Source organism: Nitrincola alkalisediminis (genome assembly GCF_009821115.1).
In the GTDB taxonomy this organism is placed as follows: Bacteria; Pseudomonadota; Gammaproteobacteria; order Pseudomonadales; family Balneatricaceae; genus Nitrincola; species Nitrincola alkalisediminis.
Genome location: NZ_VYTY01000020.1, coordinates 1 through 15,040, shown reverse-complemented (window position 1 = coordinate 15,040; position 15,040 = coordinate 1). Strand labels below are relative to the sequence as shown.

General features: G+C 55.4%; 17 protein-coding genes. 12 read left to right on the top strand and 5 right to left on the bottom strand.

The features are described 5' to 3' along the window. The first annotated feature begins 932 nt into the window (after positions 1 to 932). Together F5971_RS18170 and F5971_RS18165 are read left to right on the top strand one after the other, a co-directional pair. Positions 933 to 1,946 (top strand): DNA-binding protein, encoded by a 1,014-nt coding sequence (locus tag F5971_RS18170; protein WP_193496553.1) that lies wholly within the window; start codon positions 933 to 935, stop codon positions 1,944 to 1,946. Then, positions 1,939 to 2,391 (top strand): hypothetical protein, encoded by a 453-nt coding sequence (locus F5971_RS18165; RefSeq protein WP_193496551.1) that lies wholly within the window; start codon positions 1,939 to 1,941, stop codon positions 2,389 to 2,391. Before F5971_RS18170 ends, F5971_RS18165 begins: the two co-directional genes overlap by 8 nt. Before the next feature lie 70 nt (positions 2,392 to 2,461). Here F5971_RS18165 and F5971_RS18160 read toward each other — a convergent pair whose 3' ends face one another. From F5971_RS18160 to F5971_RS18140, 5 genes are read right to left on the bottom strand one after another with little or no spacing between them, the layout of a single operon-like run. Further along, complete coding sequence (locus F5971_RS18160; RefSeq protein ID WP_193496549.1) at positions 2,462 to 2,908, bottom strand: hypothetical protein; 447 nt, start codon at positions 2,906 to 2,908, stop codon at positions 2,462 to 2,464. Beyond that, positions 2,901 to 4,595: a type IV secretion system DNA-binding domain-containing protein gene (locus F5971_RS18155; protein ID WP_193496546.1), complete on the bottom strand. Its 1,695-nt coding sequence runs from the start codon at positions 4,593 to 4,595 to the stop codon at positions 2,901 to 2,903. Before F5971_RS18155 ends, F5971_RS18160 begins: the two co-directional genes overlap by 8 nt. A gap of 14 nt (positions 4,596 to 4,609) precedes the next feature. Next, positions 4,610 to 5,116, bottom strand: coding sequence for a hypothetical protein (locus tag F5971_RS18150; RefSeq protein ID WP_193496544.1), 507 nt, complete (start codon positions 5,114 to 5,116; stop codon positions 4,610 to 4,612). Positions 5,117 to 5,125: 9 nt separating this feature from the next. Beyond that, complete coding sequence (gene stbB / locus F5971_RS18145; protein ID WP_193496542.1) at positions 5,126 to 5,821, bottom strand: StbB family protein; 696 nt, start codon at positions 5,819 to 5,821, stop codon at positions 5,126 to 5,128. Positions 5,822 to 5,826: 5 nt separating this feature from the next. Beyond that, positions 5,827 to 6,246 (bottom strand): KorA protein, encoded by a 420-nt coding sequence (locus tag F5971_RS18140; protein WP_193496540.1) that lies wholly within the window; start codon positions 6,244 to 6,246, stop codon positions 5,827 to 5,829. 340 nt (positions 6,247 to 6,586) lie between these two features. Here F5971_RS18140 and F5971_RS18135 point away from each other — a divergent pair, with 340 nt between their 5' ends. The 10 genes from F5971_RS18135 to F5971_RS18090 all read left to right on the top strand — a co-directional run bounded on the left by F5971_RS18135 (position 6,587) and on the right by F5971_RS18090 (position 14,931). Next, on the top strand, positions 6,587 to 7,450 hold the full coding sequence (locus tag F5971_RS18135; protein WP_193496538.1) for a PDDEXK family nuclease: 864 nt from the start codon (positions 6,587 to 6,589) through the stop codon (positions 7,448 to 7,450). Next, the gene (locus F5971_RS18130; protein WP_193496535.1) at positions 7,443 to 7,850 is read left to right on the top strand and encodes a hypothetical protein; all 408 of its coding nucleotides are present in this window, start codon (positions 7,443 to 7,445) and stop codon (positions 7,848 to 7,850) included. The genes F5971_RS18135 and F5971_RS18130 overlap by 8 nt, the downstream gene beginning before the upstream one ends. Beyond that, a complete protein-coding gene (locus tag F5971_RS18125) occupies positions 7,840 to 10,362 on the top strand; it encodes an LPD7 domain-containing protein (RefSeq protein WP_193496533.1) in 2,523 nt (840 codons plus the stop codon). Before F5971_RS18130 ends, F5971_RS18125 begins: the two co-directional genes overlap by 11 nt. A 21-nt stretch (positions 10,363 to 10,383) precedes the next feature. Continuing rightward, the gene (locus F5971_RS18120; RefSeq protein ID WP_193496531.1) at positions 10,384 to 10,569 is read left to right on the top strand and encodes a hypothetical protein; all 186 of its coding nucleotides are present in this window, start codon (positions 10,384 to 10,386) and stop codon (positions 10,567 to 10,569) included. A gap of 12 nt (positions 10,570 to 10,581) precedes the next feature. Then, positions 10,582 to 11,601 carry a hypothetical protein gene (locus tag F5971_RS18115; RefSeq protein WP_193496528.1) on the top strand — a complete coding sequence of 340 codons (1,020 nt, stop codon included), beginning with the start codon at positions 10,582 to 10,584 and terminating at the stop codon, positions 11,599 to 11,601. A 93-nt stretch (positions 11,602 to 11,694) separates the two neighbouring features. Further along, the gene (locus F5971_RS18110) at positions 11,695 to 11,928 is read left to right on the top strand and encodes a hypothetical protein (protein WP_193496526.1); all 234 of its coding nucleotides are present in this window, start codon (positions 11,695 to 11,697) and stop codon (positions 11,926 to 11,928) included. Further along, complete coding sequence (locus tag F5971_RS18105) at positions 11,925 to 12,062, top strand: hypothetical protein (protein WP_193496524.1); 138 nt, start codon at positions 11,925 to 11,927, stop codon at positions 12,060 to 12,062. The genes F5971_RS18110 and F5971_RS18105 overlap by 4 nt, the downstream gene beginning before the upstream one ends. Further along, complete coding sequence (locus tag F5971_RS18100; protein ID WP_193496522.1) at positions 12,059 to 12,886, top strand: S1C family serine protease; 828 nt, start codon at positions 12,059 to 12,061, stop codon at positions 12,884 to 12,886. Before F5971_RS18105 ends, F5971_RS18100 begins: the two co-directional genes overlap by 4 nt. A gap of 250 nt (positions 12,887 to 13,136) precedes the next feature. Next, positions 13,137 to 13,763: a recombinase family protein gene (locus F5971_RS18095; protein WP_246187848.1), complete on the top strand. Its 627-nt coding sequence runs from the start codon at positions 13,137 to 13,139 to the stop codon at positions 13,761 to 13,763. A gap of 43 nt (positions 13,764 to 13,806) precedes the next feature. Next, entirely contained in the window at positions 13,807 to 14,931 is a 1,125-nt protein-coding gene (locus F5971_RS18090) for a replication protein RepA (protein ID WP_246187847.1), read from the top strand. Positions 14,932 to 15,040: the final 109 nt, after the last annotated feature.

The window sequence follows — 15,040 nt, the reverse complement described above, 5'->3', positions numbered from 1 at the left end:
GCCCTACAAGGGATGATCGACACATGACCCGGCCACCGCGCCGGGTTTTTTGTGCCCGCTTACAGGTGCTTTTGACGGATGCCTGTTAGCAACCCTGTGGAATCAATAAGTTATCCACGTGAAATCGCCCCCCCCTAGCACGTGAAATCGCCCCCCCCCCTAGAGCCTTTTTCACGTGAAATCGCCCCCCCCCTAGCACGTGAAATCGCCCCCCCCCTAAACCTATAAGGTTCTTCCTATAGCTTTTTCCTATAAAAATATCCTATAGCGGATCACCCCCGCCGCTGTGGAAAACAGCCAAGCACCGCAGAAAATCGACCGCCGAAAAGTGCCTAACGGCACGCCTGCCCTTCGGTCGCTTCGCTCCCTTCGCCCTGCCGCTTCGCGTCAGCCTGGACTATGTGGGCCGCAAGCGGCCCGCTAAGGTCTATAACGGGCGCTTTGCGCCCTACCCTGCCAACCCCACCCCCGGAGCCTGAAAACGGCTCCTATGCCTGTTTCTGGACGTTCTGGAGGCATCCGTTAGCTGTTGAGCCAAGAACTGGACACGGTAGCGGCTGAAAGGCCGCAAAAAACAGGTTTATCAGGGTGGAGGTGGCCGCTAGTGCAGTGCCAAGGACTGACCACAGTGCCGCCTGTTGGTTTGGTGGAATGTTTGAACGCCAAAAGGAAGGTGCCGCAAGCATCGAGCCAGAGCCGGGCAACGAGAGCGCCAGAGAGGCCGCAGGAGCGCCGAAACGACCCAAGGCAAGGGGTTAGCCTACCCAACACCTGAAACGCGCCTCAGCGGCCCGCACAGAGCGCCGCGACTGTCCAGCCGCCCGGAGCAGATCGAGCCGCCCGCCGACAGGGCAATAATAATGGCCTTGCATAATAATAATAAGAATGATATTATTATTCTTATTATGAGATCACCCAAAAGGAGCAGCATCATGGAAATCAGTAACGACATTCGCGCCCGCATCATCGACGCCGCCGACCAGCTTTACCAGGACGCCAACCGCGAGCGGTTCCCCACCGTTGACCAGGTACGCCGTGCCGCCAGGGCTGACATGAACACCACCAGCGCCGTGATGAAGGAATGGAGACGACAGCAGACCGCCGCACCGGCAGCCGTGGCCGTGGCGATCCCGGAGCGCGTACAGGACGCCATGAGCGCAGCACTGGCCACCGTTTGGAGTGAAGCCCAGGAGCTGGCCAACGAGTCGCTAACCGCTGCAAAACAGGCATGGGAAACCGAACGGGCAGACGCTGACACCATGCGGGCCGAGCTGGCCGACGCATACGAACAGCAAGCCCAGGAGCTGGACACCTGCAAACAGCAGTTGACCGAGGCCCAGGCCGAGAACATGGCCGCCGAGCAGCAACGCCAGGAACAGGCCCAGGAACTTGCAGAGACAGCCGCCCGGCTGCATGAACTTGAACGCCGCGACCAGGACGCACAGCAGCGCATCGAGGAACTACGCGCCGAGCTGAAACAGGAGAAGGCCCACGCCGAGCAGCAAGCCACCGCACACGCTCAAAAGCTGGACGAGGTACAGGAGCAGCACCGCCAGGAGTTGGCCACGATCCGGGAGAAGCTGGAGCAGCAGGCAGCCGCCCACGCTGACCAGTTGGCCGCCGTTCAGCAGCAACGCGACACCACCGCCCAAGAGCTGGCCACAGTGAAGGCCCGCGCCGAGGCGCAGCAGGAAGCCGCAGCCGACCGCCAGAGCGCCGCCCAGGCTCAGGCCGACCAGTTGGCCGCCGAGCTGGAGAAAGCCCGCCAGAGCGCAGCAGAGGCCCGCGAACAGGCCGCAGGGCTGGCCGGTCAGTTGGAGGCGATCACCGCACAGAACAAGGAGCTGATGGCCGCGATCCAGAAGGCGCAGCCAGAGAAGAAGGCCGCCGCGCCCAGGAAGCGCACCACGACCAAGAAAGACCAGGGAGACAATGACAATGATTGATTTTGAACATATTGAATACGGGGATTATTTGAAACTTTGCGAACAGGCAAAGGTGACGCCATTACCGCTAAGCGGCCCGTTCGAGCTTACCCAATCCATTTGGTTGCTTGGCCCTCATATCATCCCCTATATGTCGCCGCTGGGTTCTATTTGGGTTCACGATATGAGACATAAGACAAACAGAAAAGACAGGCCGCTTAATGTGGCCAACAGATTGGCAGCAAAAGAAGAACCCGCATTCATTGACGACGACGCGCCCAGCGATGACCTACCCCACCGGGTTACGCTTGGCTACCCGTGGCGTCGTGCTGACCCGGAGGCGCTGGCCGCCTTTGACCCGTCAACCAAGGTATGTGTGATGAACTGCGGCCCACATGCCGACGATCCGCGCAGCAGTAAAGAGCGGAAATTTCTATGCCAAGACTGCTATCCGAATGAACGCTAATTCCCTTTTGGCGTTAAAAAGCCGGGCATGATGGCCCGGCTATGGTTTGACGTTTCACCCGTGCATTGGATTAGTCGCTAGGCTGTTCCGTGCCGGTGTTTTCCCGCTGTTCTCTTGCCTCTTGAGCTGCCGCCCGTTGGCGTTCAGCGCCCATTGTTTCGAATGTCATAACGCGCCGTTCAGGCTGTTCCGGTGGCTCAGGTTTAGGCCCCTGAGCATCTAAAATTTCGCCCCAGGTGCGCGTTTGCCATGATGCCCGGCTATCCGCCCAGGCTTGCTCGATTTCGTTGGTTCTTTCTTCAGACCATAATTTAGGCCCTTCTGAATCTACTTGCCTAACAGGTGGTTTAGGTTGCCTAACATCTTGATTAGCGGCTGATTGCTCAACTACAGCCGCCCGGCGTTCTGCCGTGCCCGCTGCACCTTTATGAGAAATCAGATAGCCGATTGAAACCGCCGCTGTGATAACGACCACTGTTTTTAACAGAGCTATTGGATTTAGGGTTATATCAGTCATTTGCATTCTCCTTTCTGACAAACGCCGGGTTCAGGTTGTCCATTCCCACATAATCCAGCGTGATACGCATTACCGGCATTCCTACAGGTTTCAGGAAGCCGTGCAGGTTAGGCAGCGCGGTAATTTCGGACGCCAAAACAGCGCGTTCTGTCCGGTGTTCCGTGCTGATGTTTTCGGATGAGCTGGCCAGCTCCCCGATCCGGGCCGATTGTCCTTTGCTCCGGTTTTCCCGCTGAAATTCCTGATCCCCGATTTCCCGGCTAAAGTATTCCGCTGTTTCACTGTCACCCGCCGCCAGGAGCAACTTAGTAGACATACAGGAAAGCAGTGTTTGTGCTTCCTCCCGCCCGTAAGTGTCCCGAAGCTGTGCGATTGTCTGCAAGCCATTCACGCAGACGCCGCCATATTTTCGCAGCTTGGTTAGACCACCGCGCAGACTGTTCACTTTCCCCAGGCTGTCCAGCTCGTCCATGATGTAGAAAATACGCCGTTCCGGTCTTTCGCTCAGGCTCAGACCTTCCACTATGGCCAGCTCCAACCAGCACGACACCAGGTTACGAAGCATGGCAAGCTGATTATCCATATACGTCAGATACAGCCAGGCGTCCGTTTCCCCCTGATCGACAGCCCGCACCCACTGGCGAACCGAAAAATCACCGCGATCCGGCAGGTATTCCCAGGCCGCGATATAAGCCGCCATGACCGAGCGAACAGAACCGAGCATTCTTTCATTATCCGGCGCGACAAACGCCGCCGCAGGCGTGTTTTTCAGTAGTTGGTACAGCTCTTTTGGTGTTGCACTGGTAGCCAGACGCAGCAGTTCTTTAACAGAGTGGTTGCCCGACTTCCAAAGGTGTAAAAGCAGTTCCTTGAACAGTGTTTGCGCGTAGTTGTTCCACTCTTTCCCGCTGCCGTTGGTGTCGGGAATTGCAGCCTTAGCGATCATGCCCGCATCAGCTTCATATTCCAGTTCCAGGAACGGCGACCAATCAGCCGACCGTGCATCAAAGGGGTTCAGCAGGTAATCACATTCGCGCCCGAATCGCTGGCAGTAACCGCCCGCAGGATCAGCGATAATGGCCGCTTGCCCTCGCTCCCGGACAACTCGCAGCATGGCGTTAATTGCCTGAGTCTTACCGGCCCCGGTTTTACCAGAAATCAGGAAGTGTTCCGCCTCGCTTTTGTAGGGAATCGCCACCCCGCCGAGTTTAATATACAGGGCCAGATTCTCCCCGGTGGCTGCCTGTTCAGCCGCGACCGCTTCACCATCCAGAACAGCCGCCCCTCGAACGTATTTTTTCCCGTGCTGGCTTGCTGCCCTGCGCGGGTTAGGAATAGCCCGACCAGGCGGTGCCCACTTGAGCCACCCGAACAGTTCCCCTGCCGGGCCATCATCGGGAATTTTGGCAATCATTTGGCTGGCCACGTCCAGGAACACCAACACGATTAAAGTCAGCATGAGCCAGGCGAATATAGCCATGCCTAACCCTTCATGCTGCCATGTATGAATAACATGCCCCAGAGTGATCGCAGTAGCGCCCAGGTAGATCCATTCAATCAACATATAGCGCGACCCTTTGGCGAAGAAGTTATAAATCTCACCAATCAGCCGCCACGGTGCAAAAATAGCTGTTGCCAGGGCGCGGAATAGCGCCCGGAAAAACAGACCAAATAAATTCACATTCATTGTGTTGTTACTCCTTACATGAGAATCAATATAAAGGATGCGCCCATAAGCCCCCCCAATATGGCTACAGCGGCCATCCAGAGAAGTTCTTGTGCTTGGCTGCGCTTAATTCCTTTGCGGGCCTGATCCAGTTCATGCGCTGCCGTCTGGATCGTGAGCGCCGCTTGTGTCATTTCAGATTGAACGGTTTGTTCAATCATGGTTTTGGTGGCCGCCATCACTTGGCTGGTGTAATCCTCGACCCGTGCCCGCAGTTCGTTATCAACGTCCTGTTGCATCGTTTCGGCCAGTTGTCGGCGGTTTTCTTCCAGTACATCGGAGGCGGCCAGTATTCTGGCCGCTGCTTCGTCTAACTCTTTGCGCTTTATGTCCAGCAAATAAGGCAAGACTTCCTCAGCGCGTTTTAACGTGGGCTGGATGGTTTCATCCAGCTTTGCCGGTAATGCTTCAATCTGGTCATGCAGTTTTCCCACATCACCCAGCATTTCCGCCGTTAATACTTCAAGTGTGTTTTTGGCCATGTTGCCCCCTTACTTGAACAGTGCTTTATATGCAGCGTCCAAATCTTCGACCACATCAGCCGCTTGGCGCTGGAGGCTGATTTTTTCGGCAAAGTGCATTCTTTCCGCTTGGTCTTTGGCTTCCTTGAGTTTCGCTTTATAGTCGGTTTTATCTGCGAGAATTTCAGCGATTCCCATAGAGTCGCCTTTCAGTTTTCCGTAAATATCTTTTACAGGTAGAAAAGCATCAGGGCGCAGGGTGAAGTTTTTATTTTCCTTGTGATATGCGAACAGGCCAGCAAATACGGTTTCAATATCTTCATCCAGTTCAACCATATTAAACAGGAGGCGCAGCTTTTTAGCGGGAATACCAATTTCCGCCAGGGCGTCAATGGTGCTAATAGTGTCGCGCTGCTGTTTTGTTTTAGGAACAACCGGCACCACAAAGTAATCAAAATCTTCATGGCTTCCACGGTATTGCTTCATCAGATTTACAAAGTCCTCGACATTAGACGCACCAATATCAATAACCGTTGCACTGTCGGAAACAAGCAAATATTCCTGAAGCTGGCCGAATTGTTTACCCTTAATGGCTTCCGAGTCGGTGCCATCGGAGTTAATAGACTCAACCGCGATAATTTCCGCATTCATACGCGGGGCGAGCAAGTGACGTGCAACAGTGGATTTGCCGACATTGCCAGAGAAGTTAATAACTGCAACTTTCATTTGAATTACTCCTTGTTACGCTTTTTGAATAGGCTGTTTGTTGTTTCAGGCTTGATATATTGATCTGCAAGCCGTTCACGTTTTTGTTTAGCTGAAAGCCGCCCGCCTTCTTCGTCAGTTTCCGGGACTGGTTCAGCCGGTTTAGGTGCTGGTTCCGCTGCCGCCTCTTTTTGGCGTTCAACGGGTTTTTCTGCCGTTGGTGCGGTTACTTCATTTGGTGCGTTTTCTGCTTCGTCCTCCCGGCTCTTGATGAACTTGCGAACGGACTCTTTGGACACCTTTACCCCGTTAGCTTCCAGCCATTCGCTAATCTGCCAATTAGCGTACCCCTTGGCTTTCAGTTCAAAGATTTGTTCTTTGAACGGTTCCAGTCTGGAGCGCCGCGCCTTGGGCTTTTGGCGCTTCTCAAACTCCTCTATGTCCATTGTTCACCCCCCTTATGCTTGCCTGGCTGCCCCTTGGCAACCTTGGGCAACCATATTACAACCTTGGGCAACCCTTGGCAACCACTATAAACCAGCTTGCCAACCAAAAGCAACCATTAAACAACCTATAGACAACCACCGGACAACGCAGGAACAACCATAAGCAACCTAGTGTTGCTTTTCCATGCCCCCGCGCTATAATCTAGCACTAGAGCATAGGCACGTCGGATGTTTACAAAAGCCGCTCCGCGTTTTTGAAACATCCCGTGCCAAAGGGCCAGCCCTTTGAAACCCGAATGGTGCCACCCGCACCGACAGCAGTAGATGGAGAGGTGAGGCGATGACCGACGAGCAGGCGGCATTAAAACAAACAGAAGCATGGTTGTTGATGCGGGGGCAACGCCGCACCAGGCGTTCCACTTGTTCACGCTGCGGGCAGGTTTTTAAGCATCCGGCTAGTTGGAGTGATGATTGTGCGGATTGCGTGGCCGCGTCTATTGATAAGGAAAATATGGCCGGTTGGAATGTCGCCTTATCGTTGGGTTTGCATGGTATCAAATCATTCAGGAGGTATGGCGATCCTTGGCTATATCTTGGGTGGGATTGTCCGAAATGTGGAGGGCAACAGAGTAAAAGATTAGTAAATGTTAAGCCTGATTTAGTTGCTCATTGTTCGCTGTGTGTTTCAAGGATCAAGCAAGGAAAAAGGGATTCATGTATTGAAAGTGCTGTTTCAGTTTTGGAGAAATCCGGGCACTTTTATTTGAACTCAGAATATCCATATATTTCATTCTCTTGTGGTAGGTGTGGCCGAGTTAATAAAAGGAGCGTTCTTTCTTGCAGTGGTGTTGTTTTATGTCTTTGTTCTTCAAATGCTCGTAGTAAAGGAGAGATGGAGATACAGGAGTTTCTTTTGTCAGAAGGCGTTAATTTTATCCCTGAATATAATCTATCTGCGCTTGGTTGTGGGCGAAATTTGAGAGCTGATTTCTTTTTGCCAGATAGAAATATGGTTATTGAATATGACGGTGAGCAACACTTTAAACCGATAGATATATATGGTGGTGAACAGGCATTTAAGGAACGCCAAAGAATGGATTTAGAGAAAGACATTTTCCTATCTTCAGTGGGTGTTGATGTTGTTCGTGTTTCATATAAATGCAGTGATATTAAAGGCTTTATAAGGGGGGTTATTTATGGCTAAGCTGACCGAATCAGTAGCTTTAAGACTACCTAAAGATATTTATGATCGTCTGCTAGGTGAGGCCACCTTGCAGGGCGTTAGCTTGGGCCAGCATATCCGGCAGCGATTGGGCGAGGTGGGAGCCGCGCCTATTCAATCCACTGTTTCCCTGGAGAAGATCGAGCGGGCAGCCGCAGCCGCCGCACAGATCAAGAAGGCCAAAAAGATTAAGAGCAGTGATGAAAAGCAGCGCCTTATTTACCTGTTCAACAAGACGAGCAACAACGTAAACCAGTTAGCGCACCGGGCTAACTTGGATTACAACGCCGGAACAATTAGCGAGGCCACCTATAGCAATATATTGGATCAGTTGGAGCTGATGGCCCGTTATATGAAAGCGGTGATTAAAGATGTTGATTAGAGTCCGTGGCGGTGAATCAGGCATTAGGGAATATCTGGAGAATGGCCAGAAGCAGGGCCGCGATTTTGACCGCGACACACTGGACGAGCGCGTTATTTTGTCGGGTGATTTAGAGCTGACCGACAGTGTTATAAATGGGATGAACAAGCAGGGTGAAAAATATCTGCATATTACTTTGGCGTTCCGTGAGGATGAAATAACCCGCGAGGCTTTGCAGAATATAACCGATGAATTTAAAGAGTTTGCCTTTTCAGCGTATCAAGATGACGAGTTTAATTTTTATGCTGAGGCACACTTGCCGAAAATTAAAAGCTATAACCACCGTGGAACAGGTGAGTTTATAGAGCGGAAGCCACACGTTCATATTGTGATACCTGAGCAGAATTTGTTAAGCGGTCACAATTTGAACCCACTTGGCAAAGTTGAGCAGCAAACTAAATTCCTTGAGGCATTCCAAGAACATATTAACGCCAAATATGGATTAGCCAGCCCGAAGGATCACCAACGCCTAGAGCTGACCGGCGAACATGAAATGATAAGCCGATATAAAGGCGATGTATTCACCGGGCAAGGTGGAGAGATTAAAAACGAGCTGTTGGCCGCTGTTATAAAAAACAACGTCAACGACTGGCAGCAGTTCCGGGAGCTGGCCGCCGAGTTTGGCGAGGTGAAAGAGCGCCGAGGTGGTGAGTACCTGAATATAAAGCCGGAAGGTGCCGCCAAGGGTGTGAACCTGAAAGAGCCGCTTTTTTCGCGTGAGTTTATCGAGTTGCCAACCGCTCAGAAGGTGCAGAAGTTGGCCGCCGAGCAGGGCGAGGGGTACAGCACACCAGGGCGACCCAAGCCGACCCCGGAGCAGATCAGCGAGCGCCTGAAAGAGTGGCACGAAGTCCGCGCCCGTGAAATTCGTTACCTCAATTCCGGCAACCGGAAAATGTACGCCGAATATAAGGCCGCCGACCAGGAGCGCCGCCGCGAGATTCTGGCCGAACGTGAACAACGATTTAACGCCAAATGGAGAGCAGCAGACCATGAGCAACCAGGACAACACCGAGCAGCTTTTGCCGATCTTGAAAACGATTTGCGAACAGCAGGCCGCCATATCGAATCAGTTAGCCGAGTTAATGGAGGCGCTGAACAAGCAGCCAGAGGGATCATTGATAGACGAGTTAGCCGAGCTGTTAGCGCCGCTGTCCGCCGATCTATCGGAGATCAAGCGCAGCCTGGCCAACAGCGAGAGCAGCGACCAGAGCGAGCCGCCCGCCGACAGTCCGACAGCGTAGCCAGTCAGTACCGCCGCGACTTGGCAGAGCAGCGACAGCAGCAGACCGGGCAACAGGGTGAAATGGTACAGATCAAGCGCGAGCTGGACGCCGCCCGACTACTGGCCGCCACCAGTCAGAGCCACGGCGTACAGCCGGAGCGGTACGAAATCACCAAGGGCAAGGACGGCAGCGACCGGATCAAGTGCGGCACCCGAAACCTGAACGTGTCGGATTTTCTGACCAAGGAGCTAAACCTACCTTGGCAGCAGGCCCGCGAGATTTTGCGCGACACCTACGCCGAGCAGCAGGCCCAGGAGCCGCAGAAACAGCACCGAGTCAGACCCCGCGCCGAGTTGTGGGCCGAGTACCGCGACGAGTGGAAACCGGCACAGCGCGAGGCCAAGGGCGAGGCATGGGAGCAGCAGAAGGAGCGCGACAAGCAGCGCCGGGGCGAGTTGCGGCAGCAGTGGTACACCCGGAAAAACCGCATCGAGGGCGACAAGGGTTTAACCAGGGCACAGCGCCGCGCCGCTTTGTCCGTGGCCCGGATGGAAAAGGCACTTGCTGACAAGGCGCTATCGGAGCAGATCAAGGACGAACGCCAGGCATTGAAAGAGCGGTTCAGCAAGCCACCCGCCGAGCAGTTCCGGGAGTTCCTGACCGAGAAGGCCCAGCAGGGCGACCAGGCCGCCCTTTTGGAGTTGCGCCGCCAGGCTGACAGGCCGAGCCAGGCCGAGCCAGGAACGCCGACCGTGGAAGGGCAGCAGCAGGAGCAGGCCGCGCCGATCCTTCGCCGCTTGAGCTACCAGGTAGACCGCCGGGGTGATGTTCATTACAGCGACGACCGAGGCCGCCGCCTGTTCACCGATGCAGGCCGGGAGGTTCGGACATACCAGACCAACGCCCAGGAGCTGGAAACCGCGCTCAGGCTGGCCGTGCAGAAGTTCGGGCCACGCCTGACGGTCAACGGCACCGACGAATATAAAAAGGCCGTGCTGGACGTGGTGGCCACCAGTGGTATGCGCGTCACCTTTGCCGATCCGGCGATGGAGCAGGCCCGACAGCAGCGGGAGCAAGCCGCCCGCCGTGTTCAACAGTTTGACCAGGAGCGCAACCAGGCCGCCCGCAAGGCCGCCCAGGAGCGCGAACAGCAACGCCAAAAGGAAAGGGAGGAACAGCAACAGGAGAAAGAGAGAGAGCAGCGGAGAAGCCGCAACAGGGGCCGCGATGGTGGCCACGGACTTTAACCAATACAGGAGCGTTACTTTATGAGTGACAGAGACATTAGACGGGCTGAGATCGAGGCCCGATTAGAACACCTCTACAACACCCGCCACATGCTGGAAACCCGCATTGAAATGGGTGAAGGGCATTACACGGATTTAGACGTTGGCCAACTGGAGGACATTAACAACGAAATCACGATGACCGAACAGCTCAGAGATTTTTCATAAGGAGATAGGACGATGGAATTACAAAATCAGTTGAACAAAGAGCGCGATAACTTGGAGCGTCTGGAGCGCGAGAGAACCGAAGCCGAGCAGCAGGGCAACCAGGCAAAAGCCGCCGAGTTGTCCCAAGAGGCCAACCAGACCCGCGAATATATCAAGACGCTGGAACAGCAAAAGGAGATTCTGGAGGAATTTCAGCCGGAGCATGGCGGGCCTGAGCAGACCGGCATGATTCCAGAAAGTGAACAGCGCCAAGAGTTGAACATATCCGACACGATGAAACAGGGGGATACCGAGTTAACCGGCGTTGTAACAGGCCAGCGATCCAGCACGACCTATCAACGAGGCGGCAGACCTACCACGTTCAGAAGTTCTATTTATGACGTGGCCGACCGCATGGGATACAACAAAACCACGACCACAACGACAACATCCGTTTATGTGGATGAACAATCAAAAGAAATGTTAGAGAAGGGCGTTAAGAAAGTAGAGGACTTGGCAAAAGCCCCGCTAGAGCGCGACCCGTTAACCAAACTGCACCGAGATATGGAGCAGCAGCATAAGCAGCAGGAAGCAGAACGCCAAAAGGCAGCCGATGAACTGACCGCCTTTGTACGATCCGGCACCGCCGAGCGTGGCCAGGTGCAGCAGAGCGACCGGCACCAGGAGCAGGCCGCCGACTTGTCCGGCAGCTTTGGCCCAGCCAGCGACTACAAGCCGGAGCCGCAGCAGGAGCAGGCCGCCACCCAGGCGCAGCAACCGCAGCAGGAAGCCGCCCAGGGCGTCGAGATCGACGGCCAGCACTTCCGCCACATGGAGGACGGCGACCGGGTACGGGGTGAGATCGTCAACACCGTGGAGATGGAGGACGGCAGCAAGTTCTATGCAGTGGAGGCGACCGGGGCCGATTGGGAAACCGACCGGGTTCTAGTGCCCGCCACCGAGCAGGAACACGAGATAGGCGACCGAATCAGGGCGACCATGCAGGCCGACGAGGTGAACACCCGTGAGGATGCCAACGACCTGACCAGGTAAAAGAAAGGGCGCTGTAGCGTAAGCCGCAGCGCCCCCCACCGAATCACCAACAGCTAATCCAATGCACGGGTTTTAACTGACAGGAAAGAAGCGATGGTAGACAAGAGTATAACAGCCAATAGGGCAAAATGTCCTACACCAAAACCGCGAGATTGGGCCGCTATCGCTATTTTGTGCCTCATTGGCACCGGAGCAATCAGCGCCCCGCTGATGACCTACGCCGTTCACACCCACCGGGAGAACGTGGCCCGTGGCCATGAGCTGGTAGAGCAATGGCAAGACGCGACCCTATACCGCCGCTTGCACCAAGGGGAGGGCACCGAATGAAAGCCGCCGCCTTCGCCGCCTATTTGGTGTTCAGCGCCTCGCTGATCGTATCCGTGGCCGCCGCGACCGAAGCCGCCGCCAACCGCCAGGCTATTGCCGCCTTCGCCGTCCAGGTGCAGGAGGTGCGCCCATGATCCGCAGACTGTTAGCCGCTGCCGTACTTGCCACCGTGGCGACTGTTACCCAGGCGAATGACTGGCGAGAGCAAGCCCCCGCTGTGCTGCCGTCCGTTGTCACCGTGACAACCACAGACGCCACCACGTCCAGCAGGGTGATGGAGATCCCCGGCGTTCGCGTGAGCTGGGCAACCAAGGCCACCGAATACCTGAACCGCTGGCTGACCGGCTGGCGACCGACACCCACCGGCCAGACCCCGACCTATGACAGCACCGGCTTTGTGGTAGAGATCGAGGGCCGCCCGTATGTGATGACCGCCGCGCACTCCGTGGAGGCCATGAGCCGGGCAGGGTTTGCCGTTATCACCGCAGAGGGTGAGCAACACGCCGCCCAGCTTGTCGGGCATGAGCCGCGCCACAGAGGCGCAGACGTGGCCCTGTTGGCCGTGCCGACCCTGAGCAGGCCCGCGCTATCGTTCGCCGCAGGAGCGGAGCGAGGGGAGCCAGTGGCCGCCGTAGGAGGCCCGGCAGGGTTCAGCGAGAGTATCAGCGCCGGTATTGTGAGCCACCCGCGCCGGTCATGGCTGGCCACGTCCAGGAACAACGACGTTTTGAGGGGAGGGCGTGACCTGATCCAGATAGACGCCAGAATTTACCAGGGCAGCAGTGGCGGCCCGGTTATCAATCAGGCCGGTGAGGTTGTGGGCGTGGTGAGCTTCACCCACCGCGCTACCGGCTTCGGGTTTCTAGTGAACGCCAAGGATGCACAGCAGGCCGCCCAGCGTATCGCTACCCGTTGCAGCGCCGCCAACCCGTGCGACTTGCTGGCCGTGATCGAGTGACCCACCAGGCCCGGCAGCAGGCCGGGCAGGGTTACGCATAATCAGACCCCCCCCCTAGCTTCGTTAAATCACCCCCCCAGCCGGTGGCCCAGGGTTCCGTTAAATCGGCCCCCCCAGGGCTGCCCGGTGTCGCATAACTCCTAGCTTCTGCTACAGGCTCAAAAGGGCCGAAAGTGTCGCATAAACGTGTAGCATAAGATAGAATCATTTTTTTCTATAAAATATTGTGTAAAATGCTACAGGTGGGCTGATGGAAGAACGAGACACAAACACCCCTGACCTGTTCACGGGGCGCATGACCTTCGGGTATGCACGAGTAAGCACAACCAAGCAGGGTTTTGAAGGGCAGATAGACGATCTGGAGGCCGCAGGCTGCAACCAGGTATTTGCCGACAAGGTGACAGGGAGGCACCAGAACCGCCCGGAGCTGCAAAAGATGCTGAACAAGCTAAGGGCCGGTGATGTGGTGATAGTCACCCGGTTGGATCGACTGGCCCGCAGCACCCGCGACCTGTTGGCATTGGTGGAGCAGATACACGAAACCGGGGCAACATTTAAGAGCTTATCGGAGCCGTGGGCAGATACCACCACACCAGCCGGGAAAATGGTAATGACCATTTTTGCAGGTGTTGCCGAGTTTGAGCGGAGCTTGATAGCCGAGAGGACAGAGAAAGGCCGCCAGGAAGCCCGGAAAAAAGGGAAGCACTTAGGGGCACCTAAGAAACTAACCGATGAAAAACGAGCCGCTTTGCTGGAGTTATTGGCAGCGGGTAAGCAGCCCGGAGAGGCCGCCCGAATATTTGGCGTTCATAGAACGACAGTTCACAGGGTTATAAGGGAAGAAGAGAGCAAAAAGCTACGCAGAAACAAAGACTAATCCAATGCACGGGATAAGGCTAACAACTTAAAAGGAAAGAGGAATGAATAACTTTGACGAAATCGAATACAGACGGAAATTGATAGATAGCGGCGTTGATGAAAGCACCGCTTTCGACATTGCCCGCCGCTATGCTGAACACCATAGCCAGGCACCCGCCCAGGGCGTGATCCACACCCCGGCACCGGCAGCACCGGCTAAGGTGGAGAACGCCAAAAAGGCACCCGCTCAAAAGCGCCGTAGCAGTGCCACAAAGAAGGCGACCGCCACCAGTGGCAGCGAGAAGGCCGCCAAGCCCCGCAAGCAGCCCACACGGGCCGATATTGCGCTGATTGATGCGTCAGCGCAGATAATGGAAGCGCCGCCCAGGGGTAACGATATGGCATTTAATCACGGCATTTTGTGCCAAGTTGGCTTGCCTCGCTCTAAGGTTGAAGGCTCCAGCTTCCTGCGTCAGTCTGGTGATGCGTGGATAAGCATTCAGGCCGGTTTGCTGGACGAGGGTAACGGCCCAGTACAGCAGACGGTGCCCTATGGCCCTTTACCACGCCTTGCGCTGGCTTGGGTTTCTACGTATGCCGTTCGCCACAAGACCGCAGAGGTTCCGATAGGTGAGAGCGCCGCCGAGTTCCTGCGAATGATGGGAATGGAGAGCGAGGGCCGCCGCTATTCGACACTTCGGACACAAATGCACGCTTTAGCCTCTTGTCATTTGCAAATGGGGTTTCGTGGGCGCACATGGAACGCGCAGCCAATAGATCACTTTGATGCTTGGGTAAGCGACAAGGAGAGCAAGCAGCGGCCCCTATGGCCGGGCACGCTACGCTTGCACGATTCGTTTTATAACATCCTGATGGAACGCCCTGTGCCGCTGGACAATCGCGCATTGCTTGCACTCAAAGGCTCCGCGCTGGCACTGGATATATATTGCTGGCTGGCCCACCGGCTGCACCGGATCGAGGGCCGCCCGGTTACGTTGCACTGGTATAGCTTGCGGGAGCAATTCGCCCAGGAGTACAAGGGAAAGAACCCAGACAAGGATTTTAAAGATACCTTCATCCCCCAGCTTCAAAAGGTTCTGATGGTCTACCCGGACGCCAAGGTTAAGCAGGTCACAGGTGGCTTACTGCTGATGCCTAGCCCCCCACCAGTGCCCTACAAGGGATGATCGACACATGACCCGGCCACCGCGCCGGGTTTTTTGTGCCCGCTTACAGGTGCTTTTGACGGATGCCTGTTAGCAACCCTGTGGAATCAATAAGTTATCCACGTGAAAT